Source organism: Streptomyces sp. NPDC059080 (assembly GCF_042739975.1).
In the GTDB taxonomy this organism is placed as follows: domain Bacteria; phylum Actinomycetota; class Actinomycetes; order Streptomycetales; family Streptomycetaceae; genus Streptomyces; species Streptomyces benahoarensis.
Window position 1 is genome coordinate 33,670 of sequence record NZ_JBHYGX010000040.1, and the last position, 17,932, is coordinate 51,601.

Sequence of the window (17,932 nt, forward strand, 5' to 3'; positions counted from 1 at the left end):
GGGGGGCCGCGGCCGCGCCGGGGGGGGCCGCGCCCCCCCCCCGCGCCGCCGGGGGCGCCCGCACCGGGGGCCCCCGCCCCACAACTTCTGTACGGCGTACGTCCGTTGCGCCGCCGCCGACGGCGCTGCCGGCCGCGTCAGTTGTGCCCGAAGCGCCGCTGATGCCTGCGCGCGATGTCCGCCGGGCTGCCCGGCGCCGACTGCTGCGGCTGCTGGATCGCCTCGATCGTCGACTTCCGGGAGTCCTCGCGGCCCTGCGCCGGGCCGCCCCGCTGCTGCTTACTTCGGTCCTTCTTGTGCTTGGCCATGACCGTGCCTCCTGAGGGGGATCCTGTGATCGGGCCGTGACCAGACTTACACGCGGGGCGAAAGCCTGCATTTCCGGCAATTACCATGAGTGAGAAGGGGATCCGTGCGCCCCGCCCGCGCCGTCCGCACGCACTCCCGCGCCATCCGCCACGCCGAAGATCGAGTTCCGGCAGTTAACCCCCGTACGGTCGGGCAGACTCGAAGGAAAGCCGAAGGAAACTCGCGCCGGGGGGCGATCGGACTTCAGCACCTCCAGGGAAGAGGGTGGATCGTGGATCGCTGCGTCGTCCTGGTGGACGCCGGATACTTGCTCGGTGCCGCCGCCAGCCTGCTTGCCGGAGAGCCCGCCCGGTCCCGGATCACCGTGGACCACGCGGCCCTCATCCAGGGCCTGCGCCGCCGCGCCGAGGCCGACACCGAGCGTCCGCTGCTGCGGATCTACTGGTTCGACGGCGCCCCCGACCGCGTCCCGCAGCCCGAACACCGGCGACTGCGCGTCATGCCCCGCGTCACCGTCCGCCTGGGCGCCCTGACCCGCAGCGACGGCCGCTGGGCGCAGAAGGGCGTGGACGCCGCCATGCACGCCGAGCTGACCGAACTCGCCCGCAACCGCGCCTGCTCCGACATCGTGCTGGTCACCGGCGACGGCGATCTGCTGCCCGGTCTGATGTCCGCCAAGGAACACGGCGTCGCCGTCCACCTCTGGGCCGTCCAGGCCGCCGACGGCGACTACAACCAGTCCGAGGACCTGGTCGCCGAGGCCGACGAACGCCGCGTCCTGGACCGCGCCTGGATCACCCGTGCCGTCCGCGCCAAGGAGCTGGGCGGCCCCTGCGCCCCGCCGCCGGTGCCCCGCCCGGAGATCGCCGCGATCCTCTCCGCGCCGCTGCCCGAATCCGCGGTGGCCGCCGCTGCCGCCGCCGCGTCCACCACCGACACCACCGACCGCCCGCGCGGCGCGGACGGCGTGGCGGCCTCCGCGCCCGCCCGGCCCGGTAGCCGTGACGCCCCGCCCGCCGACACCAACGGCTCGGGCGCCACCAAGGTCGTCCCCACCCCCAAGGACCTCGCCGGTCTCGGCCGCGCCCACTCCACCGCCACCGCGTCCGCCGCACCCCAGACACCCGCCGCGAGCGCCACTCTCCGCTGGTCCTCCGACCGCGGCTGGGTCGAGCGCGGCGGCCCCGCGGGCGAGCCCTCCGAGACCGCCTCGCTGCCCACCCTCGCCCAGCTCACCAGCGCCGAACAGCGCTGGGCCGACCGCGAGGAGGACATCACCGCCGTCAGCGGCGACCCGTTCGAGGTCGGCCAGGTCTTCGCCCGCCGCTGGACCGAACGCCTCTCGGACACGGTCCACCTCCAGCAGCTCTCCACCGAGTACCCGCGCATCCCGCACCGCATCGACGGTGAACTGCTGCGCTACGCCGCCCGCTTCGGCCTCCTCGCCCATAAGGACGACCAGATCGACGAGCACGACCGGTACGCGATCCGGGCCGGGTTCTGGCGCGAGGTGGACCTGCGCACCGCCTCCGGACACACCTCCGTGGCCGACTGACGCCGCCCCGCCCGCCGCCCCGCGGGCCGGGCGCGGCCCGCGGGCGCGTACCCTCATAGCTCGTGAGCACGGGCACGGAACAGGCGGAGCAGGGCGGAACGGTCTGCGCCGTGCGGGACCTGATCAAGACGTACCCCGCGACGCGCGGGCGCCGCGGCGCGGCAGGCACGCCCGCGCTGCGCGCCAACGACGGCATCACCCTCGACATCCGCCGCGGCGAGATCTTCGGGCTGCTCGGCCCCAACGGCGCCGGGAAGTCCACCCTCGTCCGCCAGCTCACCGGCCTGCTGCGGCCCGACTCCGGCAGCGTCCATGTCCTCGGCCACGATGTGGTCCGTCACCCCGAGCGCGCCGCCCGGCTCCTCGGCTACCTCGGCCAGGAGTCCACCGCCCTCGACGAGATGACCGTCGCGCTGGCCGTGGAGACCACCGGCCGGCTGCGGGGCCTGGGCCCGCGCGAGGCCCGCGCCGAGCGCGACGCCGTCCTCGCCGAACTCGCCCTCGACGGCCTCGCCGACCGTCCGCTGAAGAAGCTCTCCGGCGGCCAGCGCCGCCTCGCCTGCTTCGCCGCCGTCCTCACCGGCGCCCGCCCCCTGCTCGTCCTGGACGAGCCGACCACCGGCATGGATCCGGTCGCCCGCCGCGCCGTCTGGGCCGCCGTCGACCGCCGCCGCGCCGAACGCGGCGCGACCGTGCTGCTGGTGACCCACAACGTCCTGGAGGCCGAGACCGTCCTGGACCGCGTCGCGGTGATCGACCGGGGCAAGGTCATCGCCTGCGACACGCCCGGCGGGCTGAAGGAGCGGGTCAGCGACGAGGTCCGCCTCGACCTGGTCTGGCGCGACCGGCCGCCGCTCGACGTTCCCGAGGTCGCGGCGCTGGAGTCCGCCGCCCATGTCGCGGGCCGCCGCTGGACCCTGCGGCTCCCCGCCGACCGGGCCCGCGCCGCCGTCGCCGACGTCACCTCCGGCGCCGCCTTCGCGGCGCTGGACGATTTCACCCTCGCCACCCCGAGCCTGGAGGATGTCTACCTCGCACTCGGCGGCCGTGCCGAGGGACTGGTCAAGGCGTGAACCGCCGGGGCGTACGGCCGTCGCGCCGCGCCGCCGAACCGAAAGGCAGAGTGAACGCGTGAGTGGGGTTTCCGCGCAGGCCGTGGCGGGGGCGGCACCGACGGGCGGGCGGGCACGGTCCGACGGCACCCCGGACGCGCCCGGCCGGGAGGCGTGGCCCGCCCCGCTGGCCCCCCGCGCCCGGCTGCTGCCCGCGCTCGGCGCCGTCTACCGCGCCCAGCTCTCCCGCGCCCGGGTCGCCCGTATCCCGCTGCTCTTCGTCGCCACCTTCCAGTCCGTCGGGATCATGGTCCTGATGCGCGGGGTGGCCGACGGGCCCGCCGAGGCGCGCGCCGTGGTCGCCGGATCCAGCGTGCTGGTCGTCGCGTTCGTCGCTCTCAACCTCCTCGCGCAGTACTTCGGGCAGCTACGGGCCGGTGGCGGCCTCGACCACTACGCGACGCTGCCGGTGCCGCCCGCCGCCGTGGTGCTGGGTGCGGCCGCCGCGTACGCGTCGTTCACCGTCCCCGGCACGGTCGTCACGGCGGTCATCGGCTGTGTGCTGTTCCAGCTGCCGATGGCGCATCTGTGGGTGCTCGCCGCCGTCCTGCCGCTGGCCGGTGCGGCGCTCGCCGGGCTCGGCGCGTTCCTCGGGCTGCTCGCGCCGCGCCAGGAGCTGGCGACCCTCTGCGGGCAGCTCGGCATGTCGGCGGCGCTGCTGCTCGGCGTGTTGCCGGCCGAGCGGCTGCCCGCGGTCCTCGGCCTCGCCCGCGACCTGCTGCCGTCGACATACGGCGTGGAGGCGCTGATCCGCACCTTCGACGCGGACCCGGACTGGCTCGCGGTCGCTGCCGACCTGGGCGTCTGCGCCGGGGTGGGGCTGCTCGCGCTGACCGCCGCTACCTGGGCGTTCCGCCGCGCGGCGACCCGCTGACACCTGGGCGTTCCGCCGCGCGGCGACCCGCTGACCGGTCGCCCGTCCGGCGATATCGCGCCCGGTCGCTGTCCTGCCGCCGGAGTCACCCCGCCCACCTGGCACGATGGCGGGGTGACCGCACCGCTGACGCCACGCGACAACCAACCGCCCGAAGAGCCGCACACCCCGCCGACCGCCTCCGGCGCCGGTTCGTCGGCCGAGCCGCCCGCGCATCCGCCGACCGAGAATGACACGTCGGCCGACCCGCCGCTCGGCCAGGAGCTGCGCGAGGCCGCGCTGACCGTTCTCGTGCTCGCGCTCGTCGGCGCGCTGCTCGGCCTGCTCTGGCTCTGGCTGGCCCCGCGCATCCCGCTGGTCGCCGACACCCACAACGTCTATCTGAAGGACACCGAGGGCGAGGAGGCGATCGGCGCCGACGGCGTCTTCCTCCTGCTCGCGGCCGGTTTCGGCATCGTCAGCGCCGCCGTGCTCTTCTGGCTGCGCCGCCGCGGCGGTGTCCCGCTGGTGATCGCACTGGCCGTCGGCGGGCTGCTCGGCTCCGTCCTGGGCTGGCAGCTCGGCATGGTGCTGGGCCCGACCGACGACCTCGCCGCACACGCCGCGCAGGTCGGCCCCGGCGTCGTCTTCGACGGACCGCTGCGGCTCCAGGCGATGGGGGTGCTGCTGGCCTGGCCGATCGCCGCGATGCTGACGCAGCTGGCGCTGACCGGCCTCTTCGGCCCGCGCGACGAGGAGCCGCCCCTGCCGGGGACGCCGGTGCCGGGGGCGCCGGATCTGGCGAAGGACGATCCGGCGGCCTGAGCGGGCCGCCGGCCGGGAAGCGCCGCGTGAAAAGGGCGTGGCCGGGCGGACGCGGCGCCCGGCCCGGTGCCGTTCGGCCGAGCCGCCGAGCCCGGCCCCGCTCAGCCCCGTCCGATGGCCGCGACCACGGCTCCGGTGAGGGCGACAAGATCCGCCGGGGCCAGTTCGACCTCCAGGCCGCGGCGGCCCGCCGAGACGCAGACCGTGAGGCGGCCCGCGGCCGAGGCGTCCACGACCGTCCGCAGTCGCTTGCGCTGGCCCAGCGGGGAGATGCCGCCGCGGACGTAGCCGGTGCTGCGTTCGGCGGCGGCCGGGTCGGCCATCGCCGCCCGCTTGCCGCCCACCGCCGCGGCCAGCGCCTTGAGGTCGAGGGAGCCGGAGACCGGCACCACCGCGACGGTCAGCGCGCCGTCGACATCCGCCAACAGCGTCTTGAACACCTGCTCGGGCGCGACCCCGAGCGCCTCGGCGGCCTCCTCGCCGTATGAGGCGGCGGCCGGATCGTGGGTGTAGGCGTGCACGGTGAAGGGCACGCCCGCGGCGGCCAGCGCGACCGTCGCCGGGGTGCCGCCCGCCGCGGACTGCGCGCCCTGGGCCTTCTTCGACTTCTTGGACAACTCGTCGGCGCCTTGCGTTCGGGAACGGGGACCGGGCGCGCGGCCCGGTGTCACGGCCGCGTGGCGAGGTCAGTTGGGGCTGGTCGGCCGCCGGGTCAGCTCCACGGCCGGCAGCGACGGGAGCTTACCGAGCACCGCCGACTCATGGCGCAGGATTTTCAGCTCCTGGCCGAGCCGGTCCGCGGTGTCCGGCGCCGCCAGCAGCCGCTGCTTGGCCGGGACGTCGAGCACCGCCGCCGCGGCGACCAGGTACGACAGCACCGACGGATCGCCCGGCAGATCCTGCCCACCGGCCAGCGTCCGCTCGTTCGCCCAGGCCAGCCGCTTCTGATACGTACGGAACGCCCGGACGACACCGGACGCGAGAGCCCCAGGGCCCTCGCCGCCGTGCTCGTTCAGCTCCTCCACCTCGGCGGTCAGATACGGCCCGGACGCGTCCACCGACAGCAGCCGGAAACGGGTGGTGCCGGTGGCCAGCACCTCGTAGCCGGAGTCCTCCTCGGCGGACTTCGCCCGGATCGTCGTCGCGTCGGCGACACAGCCGATGGTGTGGAACGCGGCCATCGGATCGTCGCCGAACCCGGCGGCGGGCCCGTCCGCGGCCGGAAGCGTGGCGTCCGGCATGCCCTGGGCGGTCGGCGCCACCTCACGGCCGTCGCGGATCGCGATCACCCCGAACCGGCGCTCGTCCTCGGGCCGCTCACCGAGGTCGCGCATCAGCGCCCGGTAGCGGGCCTCGAAGACGTTCAGCGGGAGAACGAGTCCGGGGAACAGCACCGAGTTGAGCGGGAACAGCGGCAGGCGTACAGAGGTCACAGCGGGTAAGCCTAGAGGCTGGGCCGCGCCACCCGGATGCCGGGCGCCACGCGGAGGGCGAAAGCCCCGGTGACGGCCCCGCGAACGGCACCGGGCGCTGCCCACGCGAAGACCGCCTTGGCCCGGCTCCCGCCGCATGGCCCGGCTCCCGCCGCGCGGCCCGCTACTGCCGCCTCAGCAACCGTGACGCGCCCGCCGCGACCGTCGTGGCCAGGATCCAGCCCGCGATGATCAGCACCGCCGCCACCCACTGCGCCCCGCCCCGTGGGTTCCACGCCGCCCGCTGGTTCAGGTCGATCACCGGCAGCAGCAGATCCAGGACGTACAGATACGGGTTCCACGGCGGCGCCTCGTCGCTCTTGAGGGGCGGGGGCGGCGACGAGGTGAAGAAGACCGTGCCCAGCGCCCACAGGATCGCCATCCACAGCGCGGCTCGCCCCGGGCGGTAGCCGTACGCGACCGTCCAGTCCTGGAGGAAGCCCCACCCCTTCCCGGCCAGTGGCAGCGTCTCGCGCCGCCGCCGCTGCTTGGCCAGCAGCACCACCCGCGCGTCCGCGTCCTCCCCGCTGGAGCGCAGCGCCGTGGCCAGCATCTCGTACGGCTCCGGCGCGTACTCCGGCGTCGCCGCCGCCACCCACTGCAACCGCGCCGCCAGCGGGAAGTGCCCCCGCGGGATCAGCGTCTCGTACGCGAACCCGGCCATCTGGAGTCCGCCCGCGCCGGGCCAGCTCGCGGAGCGGTCGACGAGGTTGACGACCCGGGCACCCGAGACGATCACCCGCCCCCGCTGCGGACGCTCCCCGAGAAACCGCAGCTCGGGCGTCTGGATCCGGCGTAGCGACAGCTCCTGGTCGGACTCCATCACGAACCGCGCGTGCTCCAGATCGACCGCGTCGCCGAACCGCCCGTCGTCCAGCCGCATCCCGCCCTCGCACTCGAACCGCTGCATCCGCGTCCCGCGCGGCGGCGTGGTGAGCGTGCCGTACGCCGGGGTGTGGACCGTGCCGAACGGGGGAGTGGCGCCGGAGGCGAACGGGGAGTTCGCCAGGCCCGCGGCCGTCAGGTGCAGGGTGCGCTCGACGGTCAGCTGCGGGGCGTTCAGCGCGCGGCGGCCGAACGGGTTGCTCAGGTGGCTGCCGCGCAGGCTCAGCGACCCGCCGACGGTCGCGCCGCGCAGCGACAGCTCGCCGTACGACTCCAGCATCTCGGCCTGGAGGTCCTGGGTGACGGACAGCCCGTCCGCCAGGATCGAGCGGCCCTGGCGGTCCTTGTGCACCACCGCCTGGCTCAGCAGCAGATCCGTGCCGATGTGCGCGTCGGTCAGGCGGATGCCGCAGAGCACCACGCACCGCGGCAGATGCAGATCGCCCTCGGTGGTCAGCCGCGCCGCCTCCAGCCGGGGCAGCGCGCAGTTCACCAGCCGCAGCGTCGTGAAGTGCGCCTCGGGTAAGACCACCTCGCCCTCGAACCGGCAGTCCCGCAGCTCGACGAATGGCTTGATCGAGCCGCCCGCGAGGTCGAGGATGTCGGTGATGTACGCGCCGGTGACCTTCAGCGCCGAGACCCGCCCGGGCTGCGCCGGCGGCCCGTCGAGCAGCAGCAGCGCCAGCACCCGCGCGCGTATCCGGCGCTCCGGGCCCCACAGATGGCGGCCGTGCGGATCGTCCCGGGCCGGATCCCCGATGTGCAGGTCGCAGGTGCTGCCGTTGCGGAACGCCTGCCACATGCTCCATTCCGCAGAAGTCAGTTGCAGATCCGCCGGTGCGTCCCCGTCCCCGGGCTCGATCACTGTCGTGTCCCCCCTTTCGTCTCTGTCCGGATGCGTCCGGCGCGCCGGCCGTCGTCCGCGCGTCACACCGGTACGCGAAGCGGGAACCGGGGGCGGGCGGCGGGACACGCCGAAGCCGTCACCCGGCCTTTGCCCGCCCCGTGACCTGTTGAACACGCGTGGTCAGGGCCAACTCCGGTCAACTTCACCGGCCCCTCCGGAGCGCATTGTGCGGTGTATCACTGGGTGATACGGCGGGCGGGACCGGCGGGCGGGTCTGAGACACTGGGAGGGTGATCTCCCGAATCGATCTGCGCGGTGCCGCCCTTCCCGAGGGCGGCGCCCTGCGCGACCTGCTGCCCCGTGCCGAGTTCGACGTGGAAGCCGCCCTGGAGAAGGTGCGGCCCATCTGCGAGGACGTGCGCCATCGCGGCACCGCCGCGCTGATCGACTACGCGCGGCGGTTCGACGGTGTCGAGATCGAGCGGGTCCGGGTCCCGGACGAAGCGCTGGGGCGCGCCCTGGCCGAGCTGGACCCGGCCGTCCGCGCCGCCCTGGAGGAGTCCATCCGGCGCGCCCGGCTCGTCCACCGTGAACAGCGCCGTACGGACACCACCACCAAGGTCGTCCCCGGCGGCACGGTCACCGAGCGCTGGGTGCCGGTCGAGCGGGTCGGGCTGTACGTCCCCGGGGGCCTCGCGGTCTACCCGTCGTCCGTCGTGATGAACGTCGTCCCCGCCCAGGAGGCGGGCGTCGAGGGCGTCGCGGTCACCTCGCCGCCGCAGAAAGAGTTCGGCGGCCTGCCGCACCCGACCATCCTCGCCGCCTGCGCGCTGCTCGGCGTCGACGAGGTCTACGCCGCCGGCGGCGCCCAGGCCATCGCGATGTTCGCGTACGGCACCGACGAGTGCCGCCCCGTCAACCTCGTCACCGGCCCCGGCAACATCTTCGTCGCCTCCGCCAAGCGCCTGCTCAAGGGCCGGATCGGCATCGACGCCGAGGCCGGGCCCACCGAGATCGCGGTGCTCGCCGACGCCACCGCCGACCCGCGGCACGTCGCCTCCGACCTGATCAGCCAGGCCGAGCACGACACCCTCGCCGCCGCCGTCCTCGTCACCGACTCCGCCGAGCTGGCCGACGCCGTCGAGGCCGAGCTGAAGACGCAGGTCGCCGCGGTCAAGCACGTCGAGCGGATCACCGAGGCGCTGGCCGGGCGGCAGTCCGCGATCGTCCTCGTCGACGGCCTCGACGCGGGCCTGACGGTCGTCGACGCGTACGGCGCCGAGCACCTGGAGATCCAGACCGCCGACGCCTCCGCCGTCGCCGCCCGGGTCCGCAACGCCGGAGCGGTCTTCGTCGGCCCGTACGCCCCGGTCTCCCTGGGCGACTACTGCGCCGGTTCCAACCACGTCCTGCCGACGGGCGGCTGCGCCTGCCACTCCTCGGGCCTGTCCGTGCAGTCGTTCCTGCGCGGCATCCACGTCGTGGACTACTCCCGCGACGCGCTGGCCGAGGTCGCCCACCATGTGGTGACCCTCGCCGAGGCCGAGGATCTCCCGGCCCACGGCGCCGCCGTCCTGGCGCGTTTCCCCGAGGGGGAGCGCGAGGATCGCACTGACTGGAAGGTCCCGCAGAGCACGTGACGAACAGCCCCGACGCGTTCCCCTGGGACGCGCTCCCCATCCGGGACGAACTGCGCGGCAAGACCCCGTACGGCGCCCCGCAGCTGGACGTACCGGTCCGGCTCAACACCAACGAGAACCCCTACCCGCTGCCCGAGGAGCTGGTCCGGCGGATCGCCGAGCGGGTCGCCGACGCCGCCCGCAACCTCAACCGTTACCCGGACCGCGACGCCGTCGAGCTCCGCACCGAGCTGGCCCGCTACCTCACCCGCACCGGCGGCCACCCGGTCACCGAGGAGCAGGTCTGGGCGGCCAACGGCTCCAACGAGATCCTCCAGCAGCTGCTCCAGACCTTCGGCGGCCCCGGCCGCGCCGCCCTCGGCTTCGAGCCCTCGTACTCCATGCACGGGCTGATCTCCCGCGGCACCGGCACCGAGTGGATCTCCGGGCCCCGCAACGACGACTTCACCATCGACGTCGCGGCGGCCCGGGCGCTGATCGCCGAGCGCCGCCCCGACGTGGTCTTCCTCTGCTCGCCGAACAACCCCACCGGCACCGCCGTCGCCGCCGAGACGGTGCTGGCGCTGTACGACGCCGCGCAGGCCGCGCGGGCGGAGACCGGCGGCGCGCTGGTGGTGATCGACGAGGCGTACGGCGAGTTCAGCCACCATCCGTCGCTCCTGCCGCTGATCGAGGGGCGGCCCAACCTCGTCGTCTCGCGGACGATGTCGAAGGCGTTCGGCGCCGCCGGGCTCCGCCTCGGCTACCTCGCCGCCGACCCGGCCGTGGTCGGCGCCGTCCAGCTGGTCCGGCTGCCGTACCACCTCTCCTCGGTGACGCAGGCGACGGCGCTGGCCGCCCTGGAGCACACCGACACCCTGCTGAGCTACGTCGACCAGCTCAAGGCGGAACGCGACCGGCTGGTCACGGAGCTGCGCGCGGCGGGCTGCGAGGTCGTCGACTCCGACGCCAACTTCGTGCAGTTCGGCCGGTTCGACGGCGCGGGCGGCGCGCACGCCGCCTGGCAGGCACTCCTCGACCGGGGCGTCCTGGTCCGGGACAACGGCGTGCCGGGATGGCTGCGGGTCTCCGCGGGAACCCCGGCCGAGAACGACGCGTTCCTCGAAGCGGTACGCGAACTGATGAAGGAGCAGAGCGCATGAGCCGCGTCGGACGCGTCGAGCGCACCACCAAGGAAACCTCGGTGCTCGTCGAGATCGACCTCGACGGCACCGGCCAGGTCGACGTCGCGACAGGTGTGGGTTTCTACGACCACATGCTCGACCAGCTCGGCCGCCACGGCCTCTTCGACCTCACTGTCAAGACCGACGGCGACCTGCACATCGACACCCACCACACCATCGAGGACACCGCCCTCGCGCTCGGCGCCGCCTTCCGGCAGGCGCTCGGCGACAAGGTGGGCATCTACCGCTTCGGCAACTGCACCGTCCCGCTCGACGAGTCCCTCGCGCAGGTCACCGTCGATCTCTCCGGCCGCCCGTACCTCGTGCACACCGAGCCGGAGAACATGGCGCCGATGATCGGCACCTACGACACGACGATGACCCGGCACATCTTCGACTCGTTCGTCGCGCAGGCGCAGATCGCCCTGCACATCCACGTCCCGTACGGCCGCAACGCCCACCACATCGTGGAGTGCCAGTTCAAGGCGCTGGCCCGGGCCCTGCGGTACGCCAGCGAACGCGATCCGCGCGCCGCCGGAATCCTCCCGTCCACGAAGGGTGCCCTGTGAACGGCATGTCGACCGCCTTCATCCTGGTCGGTCTCTTCCTCGTCGGTGGCATCTACTCCTTCTGGAAGCAGAAGATGCCCCGCAGCCTGATCACGCTGCTGTCCATCGGCGCGGCGATGTGCCTCGTCGCCGGGGTGATGCGGCTGGAGGTGTGGAATTGACGGCCGCGAAGAAGGTCGTGGTCTTCGACTACGGCTTCGGTAACGTCCGCTCCGCCGAGCGCGCCCTGGCCCGCGCCGGAGCCGAGGTGGAGATCACCGGCGACTACGACCGCGCGATGAACGCCGACGGGCTGCTGGTCCCCGGCGTCGGCGCGTTCGCCGCCTGCATGCAGGGGCTGCGCGGCGCCCGCGGCGACTGGATCGTCGGCCGCCGCCTCTCCGGCGGCCGCCCGGTGATGGGTATCTGCGTCGGCATGCAGATCCTCTTCGCCCGTGGCATCGAGCACGGCGTGGAGACGGAGGGCCTGGACGAGTGGCCCGGCACCGTCGGCCCGCTGAAGGCCGACGTCGTCCCGCACATGGGCTGGAACACCGTCGAGGCGGCCGACGGCTCCCGCCTCTTCGCCGGTCTGGACGCGGACGCCCGCTACTACTTCGTCCACTCCTACGCGGCACACGACTGGGAGCTGGAGGTCGGCAACCCGCACATCGCCGCCCCCAAGGTCAGCTGGGCCACCCACGGTGCGCCGTTCGTGGCCGCGGTCGAGAACGGTCCGCTGTGGGCCACGCAGTTCCACCCCGAGAAGTCCGGCGACGCCGGAGCCCAGCTGCTGAGCAATTGGATCGAGACCCTGTGATGGCCCACCCGAAGCTCGAACTCCTCCCCGCCGTCGACGTCCGCGACGGCCAGGCCGTCCGCCTGGTGCACGGCGAGTCCGGTTCCGAGACCGCCTACGGCGACCCGCTCCAGGCGGCGCTGGCCTGGCAGCAGGCCGGTGCCGAGTGGCTGCACCTCGTCGACCTCGACGCGGCGTTCGGCACCGGTGACAACCGCGCGCAGATCGCCGAGGTCGCCCGGGCCATGGACATCAAGGTCGAGCTGTCCGGCGGCATCCGCGACGACGCCTCGCTCGCCGCGGCGCTCGCCACCGGCTGCCGCCGGGTCAACCTCGGCACCGCCGCGCTGGAGGCCCCCGAGTGGGTCGCCAAGGTCATCGCCGAGCACGGTGACAAGATCGCGGTGGGTCTGGACGTCCGCGGCACCACGCTCCGCGGCCGCGGCTGGACCCGCGACGGCGGCGACCTCTACGAGACGCTGGCCCGCCTCGACTCCGAGGGCTGCGCCCGCTACGTCGTCACCGACATCAACAAGGACGGCACGCTCCAGGGCCCCAACGTCGAGTTGCTGAAGAACGTCTGCGCGGCCACCGACCGCCCCGTCGTCGCCTCCGGCGGCGTCTCCTCCCTCGACGACCTGCGGACCCTGGCGTCCCTGGTGCCCGAGGGTGTGGAGGGCGCGATCGTCGGCAAGGCGCTCTACGCGAAGGCGTTCACCCTGGAAGAGGCGCTGGCAGCAGTGTCCTGACCGGATAACCGAAAGGCGGCGTGATGACCATCGAGCGCGTACGGACCGGAGGTCCCTGGGAAGAGGCGATCGGCTTCGCCCGTGCCGTGGCCGCCGGCGACCGGGTCCTGGTCGCCGGCACGCTGCCCTTCACCGACGACGGTGTGCTCCAGGGCGAGGGCGACCCCTACGAACAGGCCGGAGCGGCCTTCGGCAACGCCCTGGCGGCCCTGGAACCGTTCGGCCTTGACGCCTCCGCCGTCCTGCGCACCCGGATGTACCTGACCCACGTGCGGGACGTGGACGCGGTGGGCCGGGCCCACCGGGAGATCTTCGGCGCGGTGCCGCCGGCCGCGACCCTGGTCGTGGTCTCCGGCTTCGTCGATCCCCGTGTGCTGGTCGAAGTAGAACTAGAAGCCTTCAAGCAACCCTCCGAAGGAGCCTGACGCCATGACCCTGGCGGTCCGAGTCATCCCCTGCCTGGACGTCGACAACGGCCGGGTCGTCAAGGGCGTGAACTTCCAGAACCTGCGCGATGCGGGCGACCCCGTCGAGATGGCCCGGATCTACGGCGAGGAGGGCGCCGACGAGCTGACCTTTCTCGACATCACCGCCTCCTCCGGCAACCGCGAGACCACCTACGACGTGGTCCGCCGCACCGCCGAGCAGGTCTTCATCCCGCTGACCGTCGGCGGCGGCGTACGCACCGCCGAGGACGTCGACAAGCTGCTGCGGGCCGGTGCCGACAAGGTCGGCGTGAACACCGCGGCGCTGGCCCGGCCCGAGCTGATCCGGGAGATCGCCGAGCGGTTCGGCAGCCAGGTGCTGGTGCTCTCCGTCGACGCCCGCCGGGTGCCCTCCGCCGACGGCGCCGCCACCTCCTTCGAGGTCACCACGCACGGCGGGCGCCGCTCCGCCGGGGTCGACGCCGTCGAGTGGGCGCACCGCGCGGCGGAGCTGGGCGCCGGGGAGATCCTGCTGAACTCCATGGACGCCGACGGCACCAAGGACGGCTACGACACGGAGATGATCGAGGCGGTCCGCAGGCACGTGTCCGTACCGGTCATCGCCTCCGGCGGCGCGGGCCGCCTCGCCGACTTCGCCCCCGCCGTCGCCGCGGGCGCCGACGCCGTGCTGGCCGCCTCCGTCTTCCACTTCGGCGACCTGCGCATCGGCGAGGTCAAGGGGGCGCTGCGGGAGGCGGGGCATCCGGTGCGGTGAGCTGACGGGGCGGGGCGACGGCGGTACGCGTTCCGTCCGGGGGCTCGGCGCCCCGGCCCAGCCCGACCGGGCCGTCACCCAGGTCCCGCGCTCAGATCCCCAGATCCGCCTGCCGCGCCCCCGTCACCGCCTCCGGGTCGCCTGCCAGCTCGACGTCCGCGGCCTGCTGGCGTCCGAAGGAGAAGAGAGTCAGTTCGCCGGGCTCGCCGACGACCGTCACCACCGGTGCGCCCCGATGGGCCACCGCCGTGCGCCCGTCCGGGCGCCGTAGCACCAGGCCCACCGGCGATTTCCGGCCCAGCAGCTTCGCCATCTTCTCCAGCCGCGACCACAGCGCGTCCGCGAAGACCGGGTCCAGCTCCCGCGCCGACCAGTCCGGCTGCGCCCGCCGCACGTCCTCGGTGTGGACGTAGAACTCGACGGTGTTCGACGCCTCGTCGAGCTGCTTCAGCGCGAACGGCGACATCCGCGGCGGCCCGCTGCGGATCAGCCCCAGCAGCTCCTCGTACGGCTTCGCGGCGAACTCCTCCTGGACGCGCTCCAGCCGGGCCGCCAGTGGCTTGAACAGGAGGCCGCCCGCCGCGTCCGCCCGGCGCTCGCGCACCACCACATGGGCGGCCAGATCGCGGGTGCGCCAGCCTTCGCAGAGCGTCGGCGCATCGGGGCCGACGCTCTCCAACAGGTCGGCGAACAGGAGCCGTTCACGCTTTGCATGGGTCGACATAGGGCCAGCCTACGACCGGCCCCGCCGCCTTGCCACGCCGCGGCCCACCGCGCCTCCGGGCCCCCGCACGGCACAATGGCCCCATGAGCAGCCGCGCCACCGACACCGCCGCCCCCGCCCCGCAGGACCGGCCCGCCCCGAACGGGCCCGCCGCCCCCGGCAGCACCGCCCTCGCCCCCGCCGTCGCCGCCCGCCTCAAGCGCGACGCCGACGGTCTCGTCCCGGCCATCGCCCAGCAGCACGGCACCGGCGAGGTCCTCATGCTCGGCTGGATGGACGACGAGGCGCTGCACCGCACCCTCACCACCGGCCGCTGCACCTACTGGTCCCGCAGCCGCCGCGAGTACTGGGTCAAGGGCGACACCTCCGGCCACGTCCAGCGCGTCCGTTCGGTGGCCCTGGACTGCGACGCCGACACCGTTCTCGTCACCGTCGAGCAGACCGGCGCCGCCTGCCACACCGGGGCCCGCACCTGCTTCGACGCCGACGTTCTGCTCACGGACGGCGACCAGTAGGCTCCGCTGCCATGACCACGGGAACCACCGGCACCGCCACACCGGACCTCGACAGCTTCCGCACCCTCGCCAAGGACCGCAGGGTCGTCCCCGTCACCCGGCGTCTCCTCGCCGACGGCGACACCCCGGTGGGGCTCTACCGCAAACTCACCGGTGAGCGGCCCGGTACCTTCCTCCTGGAATCGGCGGAGAACGGCCGTACGTGGTCGCGGTACTCGTTCATCGGCGTCCGCAGCGCCGCCACCCTCACCGCCCGCGACGGCCGCGCCCACTGGCTGGGCACCCCGCCCGTCGGCATGCCCGCCGGCGGCGACCCGCTGGCCGCGCTCCGCACCACCGTCGAGGCGCTGCACACCCCGCGTGACCTGCTGGAGGACGCCGGTCTGCCGCCCTTCACCGGCGGCATGGTCGGCTACCTCGGCTACGACATCGTGCGCCGCCTGGAGAAGATCGCCGAGCAGACCGAGGACGATCTGCGGCTGCCGGAGCTGACCATGCTCCTCACCTCCGACCTCGCCGTCCTCGACCACTGGAACGGCACCGTCCTGCTCATCGCCAACGCGATCAACCACAACGACCTCGACACCGGCGTCGACGAGGCGTACGCGGACGCCGTCGCCCGCCTCGACGCGATGGCCGACGACCTCGCCCGCCCGGCCCCGGCGAGCGCCGCGGCGCTGCCGCCGTCCGCGCTCCCGCCGTTCACCGCCGAATGGGGCGGCGCCGCGTACCAGGACGCCGTCGAGGACATCAAGGAGCGCATCCGCGCCGGTGAGGCGTTCCAGGTGGTGCCCTCGCAGCGCTTCGAGACGCCGTGCACGGCGAGCGCGCTGGACGTCTACCGGGTGCTGCGGGCCACCAACCCCAGCCCGTACATGTACCTCTTCCGCTTCGACGGCGACGGCGACCGCAGCGGTTTCGACGTGGTCGGCTCCAGCCCCGAGGCGCTGGTCAAGGTCGAGGACGGCCGCGCCATGGTGCACCCCATCGCCGGGACCCGCCCGCGCGGCGCCGGTGTCCAGGAGGACCAGGCCCTCGCCGACGAGCTGCTGGCCGACCCGAAGGAGCGCGCCGAGCATCTGATGCTCGTCGACCTGGGCCGCAACGACCTGGGCCGGGTCTGTGAGCCGGGCAGCGTCGAGGTCGTCGACTTCATGTCGGTGGAGCGCTACAGCCACGTCATGCACCTGGTCTCCACCGTCACCGGCACCGTCGCCGAGGGCCGTACCGCCTTCGACGTCCTCACCGCCTGCTTCCCCGCGGGCACCCTCTCCGGCGCGCCCAAGCCCCGCGCGCTGCAGATCATCGAGGAGCTGGAGCCGACCCGCCGCGGTCTGTACGGCGGCTGCGTCGGCTACCTGGACTTCGCCGGTGACTCCGACACCGCCATCGCGATCCGCACCGCCCTGCTGCGCGACGGCACCGCGTACGTGCAGGCCGGTGCGGGCGTCGTCGCCGACTCCGACCCGGTCGCCGAGGACACCGAGTGCCGCAACAAGGCCGCCGCCGTGCTGCGCGCCGTGCACACCGCGAACCACCTCGGCACCTGACCCCGGCGCGCCCGTAGGACGCGTCCCGGCCGCCCGCGGCGTCCGGCCACCCCGTGGCCCGGTGCCGCGGGCGGTGCGCGATAGTGGGGGAGTGAGTGCCGCAACCCAGCCCCCCGCCGCCACCGCGCCCGCGCCGTCCGCCCGGCCCCGCAGCGCCCGGCGCAGTCTCGCCGCCGCGCTGCTGCTGGGCGCCGCCGGTTCCGCCCTCGCCCTGCTCGCGTCGGGCCGCGTCTGGTCCCGGGGCACCGCCGCCCTCGCCCAGGGTGATCTGCCGCGCACGGTGACCGGCTCCGACGTCACGGGCGTCCCCACCGCGCTGGCCGTCGTCGGCCTCGCCGCGCTGGTCGCGGTCTTCGCGGTGCGGCGCGCCGGGCGGTACGCCGTCGCCGCGCTCCTCGCCCTCAGCGGTGCGGGCGCCGCCGTCGCCGCAGCGGCCGGTTACGGCGACACCTCCGCGCTGCGCGAGCAGGCCGCCACCGCTGTCGGGCTGAGCGGCACGGATGTGCATCACGTCACGCACAGCGCCTGGCCGTGGGTCTCCGTCGCGGGCGGGGTGCTGCTGCTGGCCGCCGGTCTCCTCGCACTGCGCTTCGGCCGCCACTGGCCCGCGATGTCGGGCCGTTACGAGCGCACGCCGGGCGGCGCACGCGCCCCGCGCCGGGCCGCCGCCGCGGTGGACCCGGACCGTCCGGAGGAGCTGTGGAAGTCCCTGGACCGGGGCGAGGACCCCACCCGGTAACGGCGTTCCCCCCGGCATCGGTGACAATGGACCGCGAGTTATCACCGCGCCCCCGATCCGGCGCGACAGAGCTACGAGGAGCACTCATGTCGAGCAGTGGCCACGGACACACCCCCGCCGCCTGGACCGGCGTCATCATCTCGTTCATCGGCTTCTGCGTCGCGGGCGCCTTCATGGTGCTGGCGAACGTGCCCGGGTTCTGGGCCGGCATCGTCCTCACCGTTCTCGGTGCGGTCGTCGGCGGTCTGATGCGCCTCGCGGGTCTCGGCTCGGAGCCCAAGCGCTCGGCCGCCCCGGCCCCGGTCGCCGTGGCCCAGCCCCAGGAGGGCTGACCCCGTGGCGCCGGACCCCGGCGCCACCCCCCGCGCCTCTGAAGGTGCCGCTTCCCGTTGCCGTCCGTAAGGGCTGTCCCGTCATCCCTGGCGGGCGCACGCTGATCCACCAGGG

Annotated in this window: 21 protein-coding genes; 16 read left to right on the forward strand and 5 right to left on the reverse strand. The window is 74.2% G+C overall.

All coding sequences use genetic code 11. The annotated features are described in order from the left end of the window. Positions 1-137: 137 nt before the first annotated feature. On the reverse strand, positions 138-308 hold the full coding sequence (locus tag ACFWWQ_RS24555; RefSeq protein WP_384599960.1) for a hypothetical protein: 171 nt from the start codon (positions 306-308) through the stop codon (positions 138-140). A 272-nt stretch (positions 309-580) separates the two neighbouring features. Here ACFWWQ_RS24555 and ACFWWQ_RS24560 point away from each other — a divergent pair, with 272 nt between their 5' ends. From ACFWWQ_RS24560 to ACFWWQ_RS24575, 4 genes are all read left to right on the forward strand, one after another. Further along, complete coding sequence (locus ACFWWQ_RS24560) at positions 581-1,864, forward strand: NYN domain-containing protein (protein WP_384599963.1); 1,284 nt, start codon at positions 581-583, stop codon at positions 1,862-1,864. 62 nt (positions 1,865-1,926) lie between these two features. Next, positions 1,927-2,937 carry an ABC transporter ATP-binding protein gene (locus ACFWWQ_RS24565; RefSeq protein WP_384599966.1) on the forward strand — a complete coding sequence of 337 codons (1,011 nt, stop codon included), beginning with the start codon at positions 1,927-1,929 and terminating at the stop codon, positions 2,935-2,937. Between the two features lie 58 nt (positions 2,938-2,995). Next, a complete protein-coding gene (locus ACFWWQ_RS24570) occupies positions 2,996-3,850 on the forward strand; it encodes an ABC transporter permease (protein ID WP_384599969.1) in 855 nt (284 codons plus the stop codon). A 114-nt stretch (positions 3,851-3,964) separates the two neighbouring features. Continuing rightward, positions 3,965-4,654, forward strand: coding sequence for an ABC transporter permease (locus tag ACFWWQ_RS24575; protein WP_384599971.1), 690 nt, complete (start codon positions 3,965-3,967; stop codon positions 4,652-4,654). Positions 4,655-4,755: 101 nt separating this feature from the next. Here ACFWWQ_RS24575 and ybaK read toward each other — a convergent pair whose 3' ends face one another. The 3 genes from ybaK to ACFWWQ_RS24590 form a co-directional block, all read right to left on the reverse strand. Next, positions 4,756-5,271, reverse strand: a complete 516-nt coding sequence (gene ybaK / locus ACFWWQ_RS24580; RefSeq protein ID WP_384599973.1) for a Cys-tRNA(Pro) deacylase — start codon at positions 5,269-5,271, stop codon at positions 4,756-4,758. Between the two features lie 69 nt (positions 5,272-5,340). Further along, a complete protein-coding gene (locus tag ACFWWQ_RS24585; RefSeq protein ID WP_384599976.1) occupies positions 5,341-6,087 on the reverse strand; it encodes an LON peptidase substrate-binding domain-containing protein in 747 nt (248 codons plus the stop codon). A gap of 163 nt (positions 6,088-6,250) precedes the next feature. After that, positions 6,251-7,876, reverse strand: coding sequence for an oxidoreductase (locus tag ACFWWQ_RS24590; protein ID WP_384599979.1), 1,626 nt, complete (start codon positions 7,874-7,876; stop codon positions 6,251-6,253). A 272-nt stretch (positions 7,877-8,148) separates the two neighbouring features. Between ACFWWQ_RS24590 and hisD the strand changes: the two genes are divergently transcribed. From hisD to hisF, 8 genes are read left to right on the forward strand one after another with little or no spacing between them, the layout of a single operon-like run. Further along, complete coding sequence (gene hisD / locus ACFWWQ_RS24595; RefSeq protein WP_384599982.1) at positions 8,149-9,498, forward strand: histidinol dehydrogenase; 1,350 nt, start codon at positions 8,149-8,151, stop codon at positions 9,496-9,498. Continuing rightward, positions 9,495-10,640, forward strand: coding sequence for a histidinol-phosphate transaminase (locus ACFWWQ_RS24600; RefSeq protein ID WP_384599984.1), 1,146 nt, complete (start codon positions 9,495-9,497; stop codon positions 10,638-10,640). The genes hisD and ACFWWQ_RS24600 overlap by 4 nt, the downstream gene beginning before the upstream one ends. Then, on the forward strand, positions 10,637-11,230 hold the full coding sequence (gene hisB, locus ACFWWQ_RS24605; protein ID WP_384599987.1) for an imidazoleglycerol-phosphate dehydratase HisB: 594 nt from the start codon (positions 10,637-10,639) through the stop codon (positions 11,228-11,230). The genes ACFWWQ_RS24600 and hisB overlap by 4 nt, the downstream gene beginning before the upstream one ends. Then, positions 11,227-11,391 carry a hypothetical protein gene (locus ACFWWQ_RS24610; RefSeq protein ID WP_186000424.1) on the forward strand — a complete coding sequence of 55 codons (165 nt, stop codon included), beginning with the start codon at positions 11,227-11,229 and terminating at the stop codon, positions 11,389-11,391. The genes hisB and ACFWWQ_RS24610 overlap by 4 nt, the downstream gene beginning before the upstream one ends. Then, entirely contained in the window at positions 11,382-12,029 is a 648-nt protein-coding gene (gene hisH, locus ACFWWQ_RS24615; protein ID WP_384599990.1) for an imidazole glycerol phosphate synthase subunit HisH, read from the forward strand. The genes ACFWWQ_RS24610 and hisH overlap by 10 nt, the downstream gene beginning before the upstream one ends. Then, a complete protein-coding gene (priA, locus tag ACFWWQ_RS24620) occupies positions 12,029-12,757 on the forward strand; it encodes a bifunctional 1-(5-phosphoribosyl)-5-((5-phosphoribosylamino)methylideneamino)imidazole-4-carboxamide isomerase/phosphoribosylanthranilate isomerase PriA (RefSeq protein WP_384599993.1) in 729 nt (242 codons plus the stop codon). Before hisH ends, priA begins: the two co-directional genes overlap by 1 nt. 23 nt (positions 12,758-12,780) lie before the next feature. Continuing rightward, complete coding sequence (locus ACFWWQ_RS24625) at positions 12,781-13,182, forward strand: RidA family protein (RefSeq protein ID WP_384599994.1); 402 nt, start codon at positions 12,781-12,783, stop codon at positions 13,180-13,182. 4 nt (positions 13,183-13,186) lie between these two features. After that, entirely contained in the window at positions 13,187-13,957 is a 771-nt protein-coding gene (hisF, locus tag ACFWWQ_RS24630; protein WP_384599997.1) for an imidazole glycerol phosphate synthase subunit HisF, read from the forward strand. Positions 13,958-14,048: 91 nt separating this feature from the next. Here the strand turns inward: hisF and ACFWWQ_RS24635 are convergent, their stop codons facing one another. Beyond that, positions 14,049-14,681 (reverse strand): TIGR03085 family metal-binding protein, encoded by a 633-nt coding sequence (locus ACFWWQ_RS24635; RefSeq protein ID WP_384600000.1) that lies wholly within the window; start codon positions 14,679-14,681, stop codon positions 14,049-14,051. A gap of 83 nt (positions 14,682-14,764) precedes the next feature. Here ACFWWQ_RS24635 and hisI point away from each other — a divergent pair, with 83 nt between their 5' ends. From hisI to ACFWWQ_RS24655, 4 genes are all read left to right on the forward strand, one after another. Then, entirely contained in the window at positions 14,765-15,196 is a 432-nt protein-coding gene (gene hisI, locus ACFWWQ_RS24640; protein WP_384600004.1) for a phosphoribosyl-AMP cyclohydrolase, read from the forward strand. Positions 15,197-15,207: 11 nt separating this feature from the next. Further along, positions 15,208-16,746, forward strand: a complete 1,539-nt coding sequence (locus tag ACFWWQ_RS24645) for an anthranilate synthase component I (protein WP_384600007.1) — start codon at positions 15,208-15,210, stop codon at positions 16,744-16,746. A 91-nt stretch (positions 16,747-16,837) separates the two neighbouring features. Beyond that, positions 16,838-17,485: a TIGR02234 family membrane protein gene (locus ACFWWQ_RS24650; RefSeq protein ID WP_384600010.1), complete on the forward strand. Its 648-nt coding sequence runs from the start codon at positions 16,838-16,840 to the stop codon at positions 17,483-17,485. 86 nt (positions 17,486-17,571) lie between these two features. Further along, on the forward strand, positions 17,572-17,817 hold the full coding sequence (locus ACFWWQ_RS24655) for an HGxxPAAW family protein (protein WP_384600013.1): 246 nt from the start codon (positions 17,572-17,574) through the stop codon (positions 17,815-17,817). Positions 17,818-17,932: the final 115 nt, after the last annotated feature.